This is a genomic window from Pseudomonas sp. NPDC087598 (assembly GCF_044743525.1).
In the GTDB taxonomy this organism is placed as follows: Bacteria; Pseudomonadota; Gammaproteobacteria; order Pseudomonadales; family Pseudomonadaceae; genus Aquipseudomonas.
Window position 1 is genome coordinate 1 of sequence record NZ_JBIUWQ010000012.1, and the last position, 14,083, is coordinate 14,083.

At 58.6% G+C, this 14,083-nt stretch carries 14 protein-coding genes and 1 pseudogene; 11 read left to right on the forward strand and 4 right to left on the reverse strand.

Going from position 1 to position 14,083, the window contains the following annotated elements; genetic code table 11:
- Window positions 1–212, forward strand: a pseudogene (locus ACIOWE_RS09075) (ABC transporter ATP-binding protein); the annotation flags it as partial.
- A gap of 187 nt (window positions 213–399) precedes the next feature.
- On the opposite strand, the gene ACIOWE_RS09080 reads toward ACIOWE_RS09075, so the two are convergent.
- Complete coding sequence (locus ACIOWE_RS09080) at window positions 400–1,638, reverse strand: DUF2599 domain-containing protein (protein ID WP_401390056.1); 1,239 nt, start codon at window positions 1,636–1,638, stop codon at window positions 400–402.
- Window positions 1,639–1,672: 34 nt separating this feature from the next.
- On the reverse strand, window positions 1,673–3,391 hold the full coding sequence (locus ACIOWE_RS09085) for a DUF2599 domain-containing protein (RefSeq protein ID WP_401390059.1): 1,719 nt from the start codon (window positions 3,389–3,391) through the stop codon (window positions 1,673–1,675).
- Window positions 3,392–3,655: 264 nt separating this feature from the next.
- Here ACIOWE_RS09085 and ACIOWE_RS09090 point away from each other — a divergent pair, with 264 nt between their 5' ends.
- Genes ACIOWE_RS09090 through ACIOWE_RS09105 form a run of 4 tightly spaced genes read left to right on the forward strand, consistent with a single transcriptional unit; the run spans window position 3,656 to window position 6,102 of the window.
- Window positions 3,656–3,961, forward strand: a complete 306-nt coding sequence (locus tag ACIOWE_RS09090; RefSeq protein ID WP_315446003.1) for a DUF2282 domain-containing protein — start codon at window positions 3,656–3,658, stop codon at window positions 3,959–3,961.
- Between the two features lie 25 nt (window positions 3,962–3,986).
- Window positions 3,987–4,874, forward strand: coding sequence for a DUF692 domain-containing protein (locus ACIOWE_RS09095; protein WP_401390062.1), 888 nt, complete (start codon window positions 3,987–3,989; stop codon window positions 4,872–4,874).
- A complete protein-coding gene (locus ACIOWE_RS09100) occupies window positions 4,871–5,629 on the forward strand; it encodes a DUF2063 domain-containing protein (RefSeq protein WP_401390065.1) in 759 nt (252 codons plus the stop codon). The genes ACIOWE_RS09095 and ACIOWE_RS09100 overlap by 4 nt, the downstream gene beginning before the upstream one ends.
- Window positions 5,626–6,102 carry a DoxX family protein gene (locus ACIOWE_RS09105; RefSeq protein WP_401390068.1) on the forward strand — a complete coding sequence of 159 codons (477 nt, stop codon included), beginning with the start codon at window positions 5,626–5,628 and terminating at the stop codon, window positions 6,100–6,102. The genes ACIOWE_RS09100 and ACIOWE_RS09105 overlap by 4 nt, the downstream gene beginning before the upstream one ends.
- A gap of 110 nt (window positions 6,103–6,212) precedes the next feature.
- On the opposite strand, the gene ACIOWE_RS09110 is transcribed toward ACIOWE_RS09105, so the two are convergent.
- On the reverse strand, window positions 6,213–7,127 hold the full coding sequence (locus ACIOWE_RS09110) for a LysR family transcriptional regulator (RefSeq protein WP_401390070.1): 915 nt from the start codon (window positions 7,125–7,127) through the stop codon (window positions 6,213–6,215).
- Between the two features lie 104 nt (window positions 7,128–7,231).
- Between ACIOWE_RS09110 and ACIOWE_RS09115 the strand changes: the two genes are divergently transcribed.
- From ACIOWE_RS09115 to ACIOWE_RS09125, 3 genes are all read left to right on the forward strand, one after another.
- A complete protein-coding gene (locus ACIOWE_RS09115; protein WP_401390073.1) occupies window positions 7,232–7,831 on the forward strand; it encodes a short chain dehydrogenase in 600 nt (199 codons plus the stop codon).
- 59 nt (window positions 7,832–7,890) lie between these two features.
- A complete protein-coding gene (locus ACIOWE_RS09120) occupies window positions 7,891–8,544 on the forward strand; it encodes a COG3650 family protein (RefSeq protein ID WP_401390076.1) in 654 nt (217 codons plus the stop codon).
- A gap of 97 nt (window positions 8,545–8,641) precedes the next feature.
- Window positions 8,642–10,255 carry an NAD(P)/FAD-dependent oxidoreductase gene (locus tag ACIOWE_RS09125; protein ID WP_401390079.1) on the forward strand — a complete coding sequence of 538 codons (1,614 nt, stop codon included), beginning with the start codon at window positions 8,642–8,644 and terminating at the stop codon, window positions 10,253–10,255.
- A 129-nt stretch (window positions 10,256–10,384) separates the two neighbouring features.
- On the opposite strand, the gene ACIOWE_RS09130 is transcribed toward ACIOWE_RS09125, so the two are convergent.
- Window positions 10,385–11,479: a PLP-dependent cysteine synthase family protein gene (locus ACIOWE_RS09130; RefSeq protein ID WP_401390082.1), complete on the reverse strand. Its 1,095-nt coding sequence runs from the start codon at window positions 11,477–11,479 to the stop codon at window positions 10,385–10,387.
- A 252-nt stretch (window positions 11,480–11,731) separates the two neighbouring features.
- Here ACIOWE_RS09130 and nhaA point away from each other — a divergent pair, with 252 nt between their 5' ends.
- The 3 genes from nhaA to ACIOWE_RS09145 all read left to right on the forward strand — a co-directional run bounded on the left by nhaA (window position 11,732) and on the right by ACIOWE_RS09145 (window position 14,031).
- A complete protein-coding gene (nhaA, locus tag ACIOWE_RS09135; protein WP_201238809.1) occupies window positions 11,732–12,919 on the forward strand; it encodes a Na+/H+ antiporter NhaA in 1,188 nt (395 codons plus the stop codon).
- 105 nt (window positions 12,920–13,024) lie between these two features.
- Complete coding sequence (locus ACIOWE_RS09140; protein ID WP_401390086.1) at window positions 13,025–13,294, forward strand: hypothetical protein; 270 nt, start codon at window positions 13,025–13,027, stop codon at window positions 13,292–13,294.
- The gene (locus ACIOWE_RS09145; RefSeq protein WP_401390089.1) at window positions 13,291–14,031 is read left to right on the forward strand and encodes a zeta toxin family protein; all 741 of its coding nucleotides are present in this window, start codon (window positions 13,291–13,293) and stop codon (window positions 14,029–14,031) included. The genes ACIOWE_RS09140 and ACIOWE_RS09145 overlap by 4 nt, the downstream gene beginning before the upstream one ends.
- Window positions 14,032–14,083: the final 52 nt, after the last annotated feature.

Genomic DNA, 14,083 nt, shown 5'->3' on the forward strand with positions numbered 1-14,083 from the left:
TGGCACCGATCATCATCCAGCAGATCTTCGACATCATCGAACAACTGCGCAAGGACGGTGTGACGGTGTTCCTGGTCGAGCAGAACGCCAACCAGGCGCTGAAAATCGCCGACCGCGCGTACGTTCTGGAGAACGGCCGCGTGGTCATGCAAGGCACTGGTGAAGCCCTGCTGACCGACCCGAAAGTACGCGAGGCGTACCTCGGCGGTTGATGCATTTCGCCAAACAACAAAACGGCCTTCGGGCCGTTTTTTTTCATCTGCCAATCCTGAATCCAACACAAGCCCCCTGTGGGAGCGAGCCTGCTCGCGAAGCGGTGTGTCATTCAGCAAATGTGCTGACTGATGCTCCCTCTTCGCGAGCAGGCTCGCTCCCACAGTGGAGAGTTGTAGCAATCGCTTAGTACGGGTTGCAGTACTGCGCTACCGCCGTGGCCTGATCGACGTATGGCCGTGCCGGCTCAAGGTTCCACTCTGGCTTGTTTCGTACAGGCTTGCCATCGTAGACAGCCGCCAGATGACAAACCATCTGCCGACGCAATGACCCGCCATTGACGCTGTACTGCCGCCATTGCTGATCGTCCTTATGCTTGTTGTACAGCTCGGCAAACATCCGGTCGGTCTGATCGTCCTTGATTGCGCGGCCGCAAGCAGTCGGCACCACGGAGAGCGACCAGGTGTTCGGCCCCAGTTTCGGATCGGGGCGTTGTACCCAGGTGCTCGACTCGATGTACTTCTCGCAGAACTGTTGTGCCGGAGGCGTCGACGTTTGAACGCAGGAGAAAGTGGCCTTGGCGTCCGGGGTCTTCGGGAAGACGATCCCGATGATATTGCGATCCTTGCCGGTCTTGGCCTTGTAGTCGCGCTGGTTGGCCATCGCATCGTTCAAGCCACGTTGATCGCTGTAGAAGAAAGCCAGAATCGGCAGCTCGTCAGTTTTCGGGTTGCCCAGACGCAGTTCTGTCTGGGTCTGAAACTCGCGACTGTTGATGACTTTGCGTGCGCCCATGAAGTTGCGGAAAGCGTCGACGCGCTCCTTGCTGCTCATCGGATTGCGCATGTTGAAGCCGCATTGCAACTGATCCTGCTGTCGATTGTTGTTGTACTGGGTAAAGTGCGCGACCCAGGCGTTCGGACTGGTGATCGGTGGTTTCATGGCCTGGCAGACCGCTTCAGTCGGGGCGGTGTTTTTATTGTCGCCGCAACCTCGGTCATTGCGGAAATCAGTCCAGGCATCGTTGGGGAACGCGCAATAGACATGCACCGGCGTCTCGGGATCGCGAACCAAATCTCTGGGCGTAATCAGATAGCCGTTCTGCGTGCTCATGCCCGGGTCTTCGTAACTGATACGGTCGGCGCGCATGTACGACGCGGCAAAAGTACCCAGTTCCAGCGCTTTCGGGCTGGGATTCCAGACGTCCCATTTTTGCCCCTTGGCCGGATCGGCGCGGTGCGTGCCACGCACCAAAAGCCCTGAACAGTCCGAGGCGGGATCCTGGCCGCAGCTGTCGACGGTTTTGTTGTACAACGATTCGACCTTCCTCAGCGTCTCGTCGCATGACTCGGCATTGGCCCATGTCGCCTGCATCAGCAGCGGGAACATGAGCAATGGAGCGATCCTGTTCAAGCGTTTTTTCATGGCTTGCATCTCCTTGATTAGCCAACACACACCCTCAACGCGGGACCGGGTTACAACCCGCAGCCCGCGTCTCGTTGTCCGATAACGCCGGCCGGAAAGGCTCAAGATTCCACGGCGTTTTGTTGCGGTAATTGACCAGGACGCAATTCAATTGCTGGCGCATGCTTCCGGCGGATTTTTCGTTGTCACGCCAGTTGCTGTCGGCGCCTTTTAGCGCGAACAATTGGTCGTACAACGCAGCCACCTGCTCGCTGGGCAAGGCACGGCCCGCCGCTGTGGGGACCACGCTCAGGCTCCACTCATCCTTGCTGGTGCCGGGATCGTAACGTTTGATCCAATTGGCGGAGGCAATGTATGTCGGTGCCGCAACCGGAACCGGATTGCAACCGGCCTTGGCCGATTCCTGCGCAGAAACGTTGGGGCGGAACGGTTCCAGATTCCATTCGGTTTTTGCCGGATAGTTCTGGATCAGGCAGCTCAGTTGCCCGCGCATGCTGCCCGCCGATTTCTCGTTGTCGCGCCACTGACTATCGGCGCCACGCAGGGCGAACAGTTCTTTGTACAAGGCCTCCTGATCACTGGCCTGAATCGCTTTGCCTTGGGCAGTGGGGGTGATCTTGAGCGACCATTCGTTTTTCTTGCTGCCGGGATCGAAACGTTCGACCCACACCGCTTCAGCGATGTATTTCTGCGCGGGTGTCGGTGTCGGCTGCGCGCTGCCAGCCGCCGTCAGGTCTATCGCCTGGTCAGCAGCGACATAGCTGAAACGTTGCTCGGCAGGCTTGGTGAAATCCAGCCGCAGGATTGGCACGCTGTAACCCTGTGCCTGGAGTTTCTTCTGGAAGTTGCGCGCGCTGTTCAGGCCGTTTTCCGGTTTCGGCGGGGCCTGATCGCCGCGAGTGGCGAAGTTCTGCGTGCTGTTGACGTTGTAGATGAAGGCATCGATGTACTTCATGTTTTCGCTGCCATCGTTGGTTGCGGTGGCGTTCTTCAACATGAACTCGTTGACCTGGGCGCTGTAAGAGAACGGGTCTTTGTTGGTGGTGGTCGGCCGGGACTCGTGAACCCGGATCATCGCGTGCCAGTCGCTGGGTTTTTCCGCGTTAAAGGAACACTGGCCGTACTGGATCGGCCCCTTCATCAGCCCGGTATATTTTTGCGTCCATTGCTCTGCGGTGGTGACCCCGGCTTCCGCACAAGTGCCGTAGGCCAGCGCGGCATTGCGGTTGTTCATTACGCCCTGGGCGGCACGCGGTGGCTCGCGACTGTCAAAAAACCCGCAGCCGTACCATTTGCGCTCAGGCCCGGTGCCGCCATCGAATGCGTAGATGCAGGTAAACCCCTGCTCCTTGACCGGCAGGTTCAACGCCGCTGCATCGGTTGGGGTTCGCAGGATCAAACCGGCCGGGTGAATGAGAATCTTGGTACTCAGATCCTTGCGAATCCACGAGTAGGAAGTCGCACCGATCTTGACCGCGTAGGGGCTGTAATCCCAGGGATTGAAGGGCCCGTCGTTGACCATGCGCAAGGTCACGCCACTGCAATAGTAGAGACCGCGCGGGGCGCCGGTGTCCGGCTCCTGGCACTCTTGCTTGAGGGTGTTGTAGTTGTAATTGATGCGCTTGAGCGTGTCCTGCGGATCAAGCAACGGCTGCGCGGCCAGCGTGCTGCACAGCAACGGCAGCGCGCACGCCAAGGCCAAAGTTGAAGTCCTGCGCGATAGCACGCCTGAGTCTGAGCGCTCCGTTTTCATAAGATACCGTCCTGGTAAATCGGCCTGTGAACGTGGCCATTGAAAAGACTATAGAACACTCCCCTGTAAGAGCTGCGGCACGCTGCGATCTTTTGATCTTGTTTTTAAGATCAAAAGATCGCAGCGTGCCGCAGCTCTTACAGGGGGCGATGTTTTTTGAAAAAAGTTTTCAGGAGGTTGTAACGCATCGCCATGACCGTTCTCTAGTGGGGTAAGCAAGCGCACTTCGCTTGTAAAAACCCAAGCTCAACTCGGAGAAACATCATGACTGCTACCACTCGCACCCTGTCCGCCACTGCACTGGTTCTGGCCCTTGGCTCTGCTCTGAGTATGGCCGCCGTATCGACCGTCCACGCCGCTGACGCCGACATGGAAAAATGCTTCGGCGTGGCGATGAAAGGTCATAACGATTGCGCCGCAGGTGCAGGCACTACCTGTGCCGGCACCGCGAAAATGGACTACCAGGCAAACGCCTGGAAACTCGTTCCGAAAGGCACTTGCGCCACCACTGAAAGCAAGACCTCGCCGACCGGCTTCGGTCAGATGGAAGCCTTCAAAGCGAAATCCTGACCTGCGGCCTGCCTGAGTGACGATCATGTTCACAATCAACAACCCTGCCCTTTCCGACACTCAGGCAGCCCACACCGGGCTCCCTGCCCGCGCTGGGCTGGGTCTCAAGACCGGGCACTTCAGGGAAGTGCTCGGCTCACAACCGGACCTCGGTTTTTTCGAAGTCCACGCCGAAAACTACATGGTGGCCGGCGGTCCGTTTCATCATTTTCTGGGATTGATTCGCGAACAGTACCCGCTGTCGCTGCACGGTGTCGGGCTGTCCATCGGCGCTGAAGGGCCGCTTGATGTTCAACACCTCAAGCGTCTCGGTGCACTGATCGAACGCTATCAACCGCACTCCTTTTCCGAACACCTGGCCTGGTCCAGCCATGGCCCGGTGTTCCTCAATGACTTGCTGCCACTGGCCTATGACACGCCAACGCTGAACCGCGTCTGCGAGCACATAGACCAAGTGCAGAACAGCCTCGGGCGCCCCATGCTGCTGGAAAATCCGGCGACGTATCTGGCCTTTCAGCGCTCGACCATCGACGAAGCTGACTTCATTGCCGACGTCATCCGCCGTAGCGGCTGCGGCCTGCTGCTGGACGTCAATAACGTCTACGTATCGTGCATCAACCATCAACGCGACCCATTGGCCTACCTCGATGCCTTGCCATTGCACGCGGTTGGCGAGATTCATCTGGCTGGTTTTGCAGAAGATCGCGACAGTCTCGGCGACCGTTTGCTGATCGACGATCATGGTGCGCCGATCGATCTGGCTGTATGGAATCTGTACCGCCAAGTGCTGGAGCGCACAGGCCCGGTAGCAACGCTGATCGAACGCGACAACAATTTGCCGGCGTTCAGCGTCTTGCTCGCCGAGGCCCGGCAGGCTGATGACCTGTTGATGCAAGCCGGGGGTCGATCATGAGCACTCAAGCGACCTTCGCGGCGGCACTGCTCGATGTGCAATCGCCTTGCCCCAAAGGCCTGTGCAGCGCCAACGGTGCCGATCCCGAGAGCCGCTTCGCGGTGTATCGCAACAACGTGCAAAGTTCGCTGATCAACGCTCTGGGCGATAGTTACCCGGTGGTTGCGCAACTGGTTGGCGAGGAATTCTTCCGCGCCATGGCAGCCGTTTTCATCCAGGCTCAGCCACCCCACAGTCCGTTGATGAGCTTCTATGGCGAAGACTTTGCGGATTTCATCGAAAGCTTTGAACCGACATTCAGCGTGCCTTATCTGGCCGATGTCGCACGCCTCGAGCACCTGCGTACCCTCGCCTATCACGCCGCCGATGCCAACCCGATCAGTCCGGAAGAAATCACCGCCGCACTGTCTGCACCCGACTCTTTGAGCGAACTGCGCTTCGGGCTTCACCCGTCGTTGCGCCTGCTCGACTCAAGCCATGCCGTTGTCGCGATCTGGGCAGCGCATCAATACGACGCAACACTTGCAGGCATCAACCTCCACCAAGAGCAGTACGCCCTGGTCTTGCGTAACTGTCTGGACGTCGAGGTGTTTGCCCTCGAACACGGCGCCAGCGTGTTTATCCGTCAATTGCTTGATGGCCAGGCATTGCTGGCAGCAGCGGAAAACAGCCCGCCGTTCGACCTCAGTCAAACCCTGGCCCTATTGATTGCACACAACGCCATCACTCATCTGAACGACAAGGAATCGCCATGAACACGCTCATCCCCCGCGCCATCGCGCTGCTGGAGAAAATCCCCCACAGTCTGATCGCGTTCATCGCGCGTTTTTCGATTGCGGCAGTGTTCTGGAAATCCGGGCAGACCAAGGTCGAGGGCCTGGCTATCGACCTGATTGACGGGACGTTTCAACTCGGCTGGCCGCGTCTGGCGGATTCAACGATTCCACTGTTCAAAAGCGAATACCACGTGCCACTGCTGTCGCCGGAAATCGCCGCGCACATGGCTGCGTTTGCCGAGCACTTTTTCCCGGTCCTGATCCTGATCGGATTCGCCACACGGTTTTCAGCGCTGGCACTGCTGGGGATGACGCTGACCATTCAGCTGTTTGTGTATCCAGACGCCTATCCGACGCATGGCACGTGGGCAGCGGTGCTGCTGTTCCTGATGGCGCGTGGCCCTGGCAGGTTGTCGATAGATCACCTGATCGCACACCGTTTCGCCAAATAAGCAAATCCCCTGTGGGAGCGAGCCTGCTCGCGAAACGGTTTCACATTCACATCATGTGTTGACTGAATCAATGCATTCGCGAGCAGGCTCGCTCCCACAGGAAAATGACGTCAGCGCTGGAGGCGATCGAGCGCCTCGCCGCTGCGTTTGAACCAGCCGATCAGATAGTCCGCCAATACCTGCGTACGTTTGGGTAATCCGCCCTGATACGGATGCACCAGATACATCGGCATGCGCCGGGTCTGGTAATCGCGCAGGAGCCAGCGCAGTCGACCGTCGGCCAATTCCGCTTGCAGCAGGTACGACGGTAATCGGGCGATACCGGCCCCGGTCAACGCGGCTTTCTTCAGCAGGTTGTAATGGTTGCTGGCGAACGGCCCTGATACCCGCACGCGCAGCAGCTCATGTTGCTGGTGATACAGCCACTCTTCGCGACCACTGTAATGACTGTTAAGCAAACAACGGTGCTCGGCCAGCGCCTGCGGCGTCGTCGGCTCGCCGAAACGTTCGAGATACGCCGGACTGGCGCAGGTCATTTCCTGCCAGGCCAGCAGCGGTTTGGCCACCAGTCGCTCGTCATTGGCCACTTCACTGCGGATCGCCAGGTCGAAGCCGTCCCGGGACAAATCGCGGTAGCTGTTATTCAGCTCCAGCTCGATCTGCACCTCGGGATATTTCTGCGAAAACTCCAGCAGCAGCCCATCGAAGAAAGTCTCCCCCAGCGACACCGGCACCGTCATACGGACCGGGCCGGCCATGTCGTCCTTCAATCGTGCCAATGCCTGACGCGCCCGTTCTACCTGGACGACCAACGCCTGGGCTTGCGGCAGCAATGCCGCGCCGGCTGCAGTCAGGCTCAAACGGCGGGTCGTGCGTTGCAGCAACACCACGGAAAATCGCGCTTCAAGTTGGCTGATGCGCTTGGACAACTGGCCCTTGCTGCAACCCAATTGCTGTGCGGCCAGGGTAAAACTGCCGGCCTCGATCAACACGGCGAACGCCGCGAGGTCATCCATCTCGCTCATGGATTGTTTCCATTTGAAAACCAAAGGTTGCCCATTAGTGCGCTTATCTACAGAAAAAACCACTCTAGACTGAGATCTCGTTCAAACACTTGAGGCACAGCACAATGAAAATTCTGTTGATAGGCGCTGGCGGCACCATCGGTTCGGCCGTGGACAAAGAGCTGTCGCAACGTCATGAAGTCATTCGCATCGGTCGCAACAGCGGCGATTTCCACGTCGACATCAGCGACAGCGCATCCATCCGAGAGCTGTTCGAGCAGACCGGCAAGTTCGATGCGCTGGTCTGCGCGGCCGGTAACGTGACCTTCGCCCCGTTGGGTGAAATGAACGAAGACAGCTTTGCCCTGGGCCTCAAAGACAAGCTGATGGGCCAGGTCAATCTGCTGCTGATCGGCCGCGAATTCGCCAATGACGGCGCTTCTTTCACCTTCACCACTGGCGTCCTCAGTCATGACCCGATCCGCAGTGGCGCATCGGCGGCACTGGTCAATGGCGCACTGGACAGCTTCGTGCGCGCAGCCGCCATCGAACTGCCGCGCGGCCTGCGGGTGAACTCGATCAGCCCGACCGTCCTGCTGGAAGCCATGGGCAGCTATGCACCCTACTTCCGTGGCTACAAACCGGTTCCGGCGGCGGATGTGGCATTGGCCTACGCGAAAAGTGTTGAAGGACTGCAAACCGGTCAGACGTTTCACGTGGGCTAAACCCTTGTGATGAACGGTCAGGCTGCGTAACGTGGCGGCACTTGTCTGGAGAGCCGAAGATGCGTGTTGCCCGTTCGTTAGTCCTTGTTGCCTTGTTACCGTTGTTTGCCGCCTGCCAGTTGTTCGATGGCCAGCGTGAAAGTGCCTCGCATGTCGGGCAGACGCGGATGCAGGGGCAACTGACCGCAGTCGACGGCAAACTGGTATTCCAGTCGTGTGGCGAACAGCGTCAGTACGTGGTCAACGACATCGGCGGCACCAGCATTCTGCAGGAGGCGGCGACCCTCGCCGATGAGCAGGGCAAACTGTTCGCCGACGTACGCGGCAAAGTCGCCGGCGACCGCCTCGACCTCACCCAGTTGTATCGCGTCGAGCGCTCCGGCACCGCGTGCGATGACGCCAATTTCAAACTGCTGATCCTGCGCGCCAGCGGCCATGGCCCGGAATGGAACGTAAAAGTCAGTGGCAAAGGCATGGTCATCGAGCGCGACGGTCAGCCGCCGCTTGCCGTGCCTTATGTTGAAGAACAACTGGGCGACGGTCGCTTCAACCTCAGCAGTGAAGCCAATAACCAACGCATCGAACTGTGGGTCGCGCCGCAACGCTGTGTCGACAGCAAAACCGGCAGCGTGCAGCACATGAGCGCCGAACTGCGCATCGACGGTCAGGTGCAGCGTGGCTGCGGGTATTTCGGCGGATCGCGCAACGACTGAGCGTTTTAGCCTCACCGGATCCGGCCTTTGCGGCTTATAATCGCGGCCTTCAAACGCCCTGGCGCAGTTGTGCGCCCCGCGAACCCGGATCCTCGCCATGTTACGAATCACTGAACTCAAGCTGCCAATCGACCATCCCGAAGAAGACCTGCGCCCTGCCATCGTGCAGCGCCTGGGCATCGCCAGCGATGACTTGCTCGATTTCACCTTGTTCAAGCGCAGTTACGACGCGCGCAAAAAGTCCTCCGAACTGTGCTTCATCTACACCATCGACCTCGAAGTCCGCGACGAGGCCAAGGTGTTGGGCAAGTTCGCCGACGACCGTAACGTCAACGTGGCGCCGGATGTCAGCTACAAATTCGTCGGCCAGGCGCCAAGCGACCTGAGCCAGCGGCCGATCGTCGTCGGTTTCGGCCCGTGCGGGATCTTCGCCGGCCTGTTGCTGGCACAGATGGGCTTCAAGCCGATCATCCTCGAACGCGGCACCGAAGTGCGTCAGCGCACCAAAGACACCTGGGGCCTGTGGCGTAAAAGCGTGCTCAACCCCGAGTCGAACGTACAGTTCGGCGAAGGCGGCGCGGGGACGTTCTCCGACGGCAAGCTGTACAGCCAGATCAAGGATCCGAAGTTCCTTGGCCGTAAAGTCCTGCACGAGTTCGTCAAGGCCGGCGCGCCGGAAGAAATCCTCTACGTCAGCAAACCGCACATCGGTACCTTCCGTTTGACCGGCATGGTTGAAAACATGCGCGAGCAGATCCGCGAGCTGGGCGGCGAAGTGCGCTTTCAGGAGCGCGTCACCGACGTACTGATCGAAGACGGCCAACTGGTCGGCGTGCAACTGGCCAGCGGCGAAATCCTGCATTCGAAGCACGTGGTTCTGGCCCTCGGCCACAGCGCCCGCGACACCTTCCGCATGCTCCACGGCCGTGGCGTGTTCATGGAAGCCAAACCGTTCTCGGTGGGTTTCCGCATCGAACACCCGCAATCGCTGATCGACCGTGCGCGGCTGGGCAAATACGCCGGCCACCCGAAACTGGGAGCCGCTGACTACAAACTGGTGCACCACGCCAAGAACGGCCGCTCGGTCTACAGCTTCTGCATGTGCCCGGGCGGCACCGTGGTCGCGGCGACTTCCGAGCCGAATCGCGTGGTCACCAACGGTATGAGCCAGTACTCGCGTAACGAGCGCAACGCCAACTCCGGCATCGTCGTCGGCATCACCCCGGAAGTCGATTATCCGGGCGGCCCGCTGGCCGGCATCGAATTGCAGGAACGTCTGGAATCTCACGCGTTCATCCTCGGCGGCAGCGACTACAAAGCCCCGGCACAACTGGTCGGCGATTTCATCAACGATATTCCTTCGACCGAACTGGGCGAAGTCGAGCCGTCGTACAAACCGGGCGTGGCGCTGGGTGATCTGGCGCTGGCACTGCCAGACTTTGCCATCGAGGCCATTCGTGAAGCGTTGCCGGCGTTCGAGAAGCAGATTCGCGGTTATTCGCTGCACGATGCGGTATTGACCGGGATCGAGACACGCACCTCGTCGCCGCTGCGTATTACGCGCAACGAGACGCTGCAGAGCATGAACGTGAAAGGCTTGTTCCCGGCCGGTGAAGGCGCGGGTTATGCGGGCGGGATTCTGTCGGCGGGTGTCGATGGGATTCGCATCGCGGAAGCCGTGGCTCGCGACATTCTGGGTCTGACTGATTAATCATCTGAAGCAACACGAAATCCTGTGGGAGCTGGCTTGCCAGCGATGACGGACTTGGATTCAACATTAATGTTGACTGAGCCTCCGCTATCGCTGGCAAGCCAGCTCCCACATTTGGTATTCAGTGACTCAAATATTGGCGCGCAGCACTGAAGTCGGCAGCACCTCACCGCGTTCGGCACTCGCCGCCACCGCGTCAATCAACCCGTCCAGCTCATACCCCTGCGCCTTCAACCACGCCTGATCGTAATAGGTGTCGGCATAACGCTCGCCACCATCGCACAGAATCGCCACGATCGACCCCGACTCCCCCGCCGCTTTCATCTGCTGCGCTGCCATCAATGCACCGATCAGATTGGTGCCGCTCGACCCGCCGACATGCCGGCCCAGACGCTGCGCCAGATAATGCATGGCGGCCAGCGACAAAGCGTCCGGCACCTTGACCATCGCATCGATCACTTTGGGCAGGAACGACGCTTCCACCCGTGGCCGACCAATACCCTCGATCCGCGAACCACAATCCAGACGCAGACTCGCATCGCCGGTCTGGTAGTAATCGAAGAACACCGAACGCTCGGCATCCGCGCACAGCACACGTGTGCAGTGCTGGCGATAGCGCACGTATCGGCCAAGGGTCGCGGTGGTGCCGCCGGTGCCGGGGCTGGAAATCAGCCAGCTCGGCTCGGGATGCTTCTCGTAGCGCATCTGCTGGAAAATCGATTCGGCGATGTTGTTGTTCGCTCGCCAGTCGGTGGCGCGCTCAGCGTAAGTGAACTGGTCGATGAAGTGACCGCCATGCTCGCGCGCCAGACGCTCGGATTCGGCGTAGATCTGCGTCGGATCTTTTACCAGATGGCTCTGACCACCGTAGAAAGCAATCTGGGCAATCTTCTCTTTCGACGTGGTCGCCGGCATCACCGCGATGAACGGCAGGCCGAGCATACGTGCGAAATACGCTTCGGAAATCGCCGTCGAACCGCTGGATGCCTCGATCACCGGCGCGCCGGGTTTGAGCCAGCCATTACACAACGCATACAGAAACAGCGAACGGGCCAGCCGATGCTTGAGGCTGCCGGTCGGATGGCTGGACTTATCCTTGAAGTACAACTCGATGTCCGGGAAACCCGGCAGCGGCAAAGGAATCAGGTGGGTGTCGGCGCTGCGCTGGAAATCCGCTTCGATGATGCGGATGGCTTCGCGGGCCCACTGTCGGTTGTCGCTCATGGTCATGGTTCTCGTTGGATCGGGGCAGGAGATCAGCCTCCCTGGAAGGCTCATCCGTCAGCTTAGGAAAATTCCTGCATCGCGCACAGATACAGCTGAGTCTCAATGTGTCAGGCAACTGCTAGGCTCACCGTGGCTTGAGCCAGACACCTTGTAACGACATATAACAAAAAAGAATATAACTTTTGTTTTAACAACTAACAGTACGGGTTAGGGTGTTCCACCTTTTTGACGATTCGATGGAGAGCGACCTTGCCTCTGCGTAGCACTTTCACGCGTTTCTTTCAGTTGGAAGCTGCCAGCGGTCTGTTATTGATCGCCGCGGCCATTCTGGCTTTGATTATCAACAACTCGGCCCTGTCGTGGCTGTACACCGGCCTGCTCGACACGCCAGTGGTGGCACAGATTGGCGCGCTGAAAATCGCCAAACCCCTGCTGCTGTGGATCAACGACGGTCTGATGGCGCTGTTCTTCCTGCTGATTGGCCTGGAAGTGAAGCGCGAAGTCCTCGACGGTCAACTGTCCAAACCATCGCAAATCGTATTGCCCGGCGCGGCCGCTATCGGCGGCATGCTGGTGCCGGCGCTGATCTACTGGTTCCTCAACCGTGACAATCCGGCAGCGCTCGATGGCTGGGCCATCCCGACCGCCACCGATATCGCCTTCGCTCTCGGCGTGCTGGCCCTGCTGGGCAAGCGCGTGCCGGTGTCGCTGAAGTTGTTTCTGATGACGCTGGCGATCATCGACGACCTCGGCGCCATCGTAATCATTGCGATCTTCTACTCGGGTGAACTGTCGACTCTGTCGCTGGGCCTGGCGGCGGCATGTATCGCCGCGCTGGTGGCGATGAACCGGCTCGGCGTGGTCAAGCTTGGGCCGTACATGATCATCGGTTTGATCCTGTGGGTGTGCGTTCTCAAGAGCGGTGTCCATGCGACGCTGGCCGGCGTAACCCTGGCCTTCTGCATCCCGCTACGGACGAAAAATGCCGAGCCTTCGCCACTGCTGACGCTGGAGCACGCGCTGCATCCCTGGGTCGCTTACGGCATCCTGCCGCTGTTCGCCTTCGCCAACGCCGGCCTGTCGCTGAGCGGCGTCACCGTCGAAAGCTTTACCCACCACGTACCGTTGGGTATCGCCGTCGGCCTCTTGCTGGGCAAGACCGTCGGCGTGTTCGGCCTGACCTGGCTGGCGGTGAAGATCGGCATCGCCTCCCTGCCCCAGGGTGCCAATTGGGGTCAGGTATTGGGCGTGGCGATCCTCTGCGGCATCGGCTTCACCATGAGTCTGTTTGTCGGTTCGCTGGCCTTTGAACCGGGCGTGAGCGACTACGCCGGCATGGATCGAATGGGCATTCTGACCGGATCGTTGTTCGCGGCGTTGATCGGTTATGCGGTGACAGCGGCGGCGAGTCGCAGTAGCACCATTCAAAGGGCCTGAGTGCTGGCTCATGACAACTGCACGGCTTAGCAATAAGCCGTGCAAGTGTGCTATATCTTTCGTCAAGCCAGCAGCCGTTCCCGCACGGTATTCCCGGAGGCATCCATGTCACGTAAAGCAGAAAAACGCCCAATGACGGACGACCAGATTGCCGTCCAGGAATCCCGAATTCCAGACATCGCCCTGAAGGCATTCAGCAATGCCTACAAAATGGCACTTGCCAATGGCGCAGCCGTTCTTGTCGCTAAAGATGGTCAGCTATTTAAGGTGACAGAGAAGACGTCCATTGCACTGCGCTCGATCGGCACTTATGGAAATCTGAAAAGCGGCACGCGCCTGCACATCAATAAATCTGCAAAACAGGTCACTTCTTGAGCACACCCAGAATACGGATATTTGCGGGACCGAACGGATCGGGAAAAAGCACCTTCAATCGACTTGTTCCTGCCCACTTGCGGGGAAATTACATCAACCCGGATGACATAGAGCGGGCGATTAAAGATACGGGGTATTTTGACTTCACCTCGTATCACATTGAATCTCACAAAGAACAGATTTTCGATTTTCTCCGCCAACACGCGCTACTGGAGAAATCCCCTCGCTCGCTGGCAAAGCTGGATTCACTCACGATGGAAGGTGAGAGACTCAGCTTCGCAAATACCGAGATCGACTCCTACGTTGCTTCGGCCCTTTCCGACTTCATACGAAGGTCGCTGATCAGAGAACGCATCAGCTTTACGTTTGAAACGGTCATGTCCTCCTCAGACAAAGTCAAACTGCTTGCCGACGCTCATAACTCCGGCTACAGAGTCTATGTTTATTACGTCGCTACCGCCGATCCCGAAATCAACATCGCCAGGGTTGCCTACCGTGTGTCGCAAGGTGGGCACAACGTTCCTCCTGAAAAAATCAGGGCCCGTTACTGGAGATCTCTGGAGCTACTTTCTGAGGCTATCCTGACATCCAACAGAGCTTACATTTTCGATAACTCGGATGAAGGTAGTGAAGGGCTGACACAAATAGCAGAAATCACCGATGGCGAGCTGATTGAAATCAAATCAGATATCCAGCCACCCTGGTTCAAAGAGTTCGTTCTCGACAAATTACTGTAGTCGAATAATCCCACGTCTTTAGAGACGCGTCCTACAGCCATATCTTTCGTGC

Excerpts from the sequence above, each read along its gene's own strand:
- ACIOWE_RS09080 (WP_401390056.1), bottom strand. The coding sequence starts at position 1,638 with ATGAAAAAACGCTTGAACAGGATCGCTCCATTGCTCATGTTCCCGCTG.
- ACIOWE_RS09085 (WP_401390059.1), bottom strand. The coding sequence starts at position 3,391 with ATGAAAACGGAGCGCTCAGACTCAGGCGTGCTATCGCGCAGGACTTCA.
- ACIOWE_RS09090 (WP_315446003.1), top strand. The coding sequence starts at position 3,656 with ATGACTGCTACCACTCGCACCCTGTCCGCCACTGCACTGGTTCTGGCC.
- ACIOWE_RS09095 (WP_401390062.1), top strand. The coding sequence starts at position 3,987 with ATGTTCACAATCAACAACCCTGCCCTTTCCGACACTCAGGCAGCCCAC.
- ACIOWE_RS09100 (WP_401390065.1), top strand. The coding sequence starts at position 4,871 with ATGAGCACTCAAGCGACCTTCGCGGCGGCACTGCTCGATGTGCAATCG.
- ACIOWE_RS09105 (WP_401390068.1), top strand. The coding sequence starts at position 5,626 with ATGAACACGCTCATCCCCCGCGCCATCGCGCTGCTGGAGAAAATCCCC.
- ACIOWE_RS09110 (WP_401390070.1), bottom strand. The coding sequence starts at position 7,127 with ATGAGCGAGATGGATGACCTCGCGGCGTTCGCCGTGTTGATCGAGGCC.
- ACIOWE_RS09115 (WP_401390073.1), top strand. The coding sequence starts at position 7,232 with ATGAAAATTCTGTTGATAGGCGCTGGCGGCACCATCGGTTCGGCCGTG.
- ACIOWE_RS09120 (WP_401390076.1), top strand. The coding sequence starts at position 7,891 with ATGCGTGTTGCCCGTTCGTTAGTCCTTGTTGCCTTGTTACCGTTGTTT.
- ACIOWE_RS09125 (WP_401390079.1), top strand. The coding sequence starts at position 8,642 with ATGTTACGAATCACTGAACTCAAGCTGCCAATCGACCATCCCGAAGAA.
- ACIOWE_RS09130 (WP_401390082.1), bottom strand. The coding sequence starts at position 11,479 with ATGAGCGACAACCGACAGTGGGCCCGCGAAGCCATCCGCATCATCGAA.
- ACIOWE_RS09140 (WP_401390086.1), top strand. The coding sequence starts at position 13,025 with ATGTCACGTAAAGCAGAAAAACGCCCAATGACGGACGACCAGATTGCC.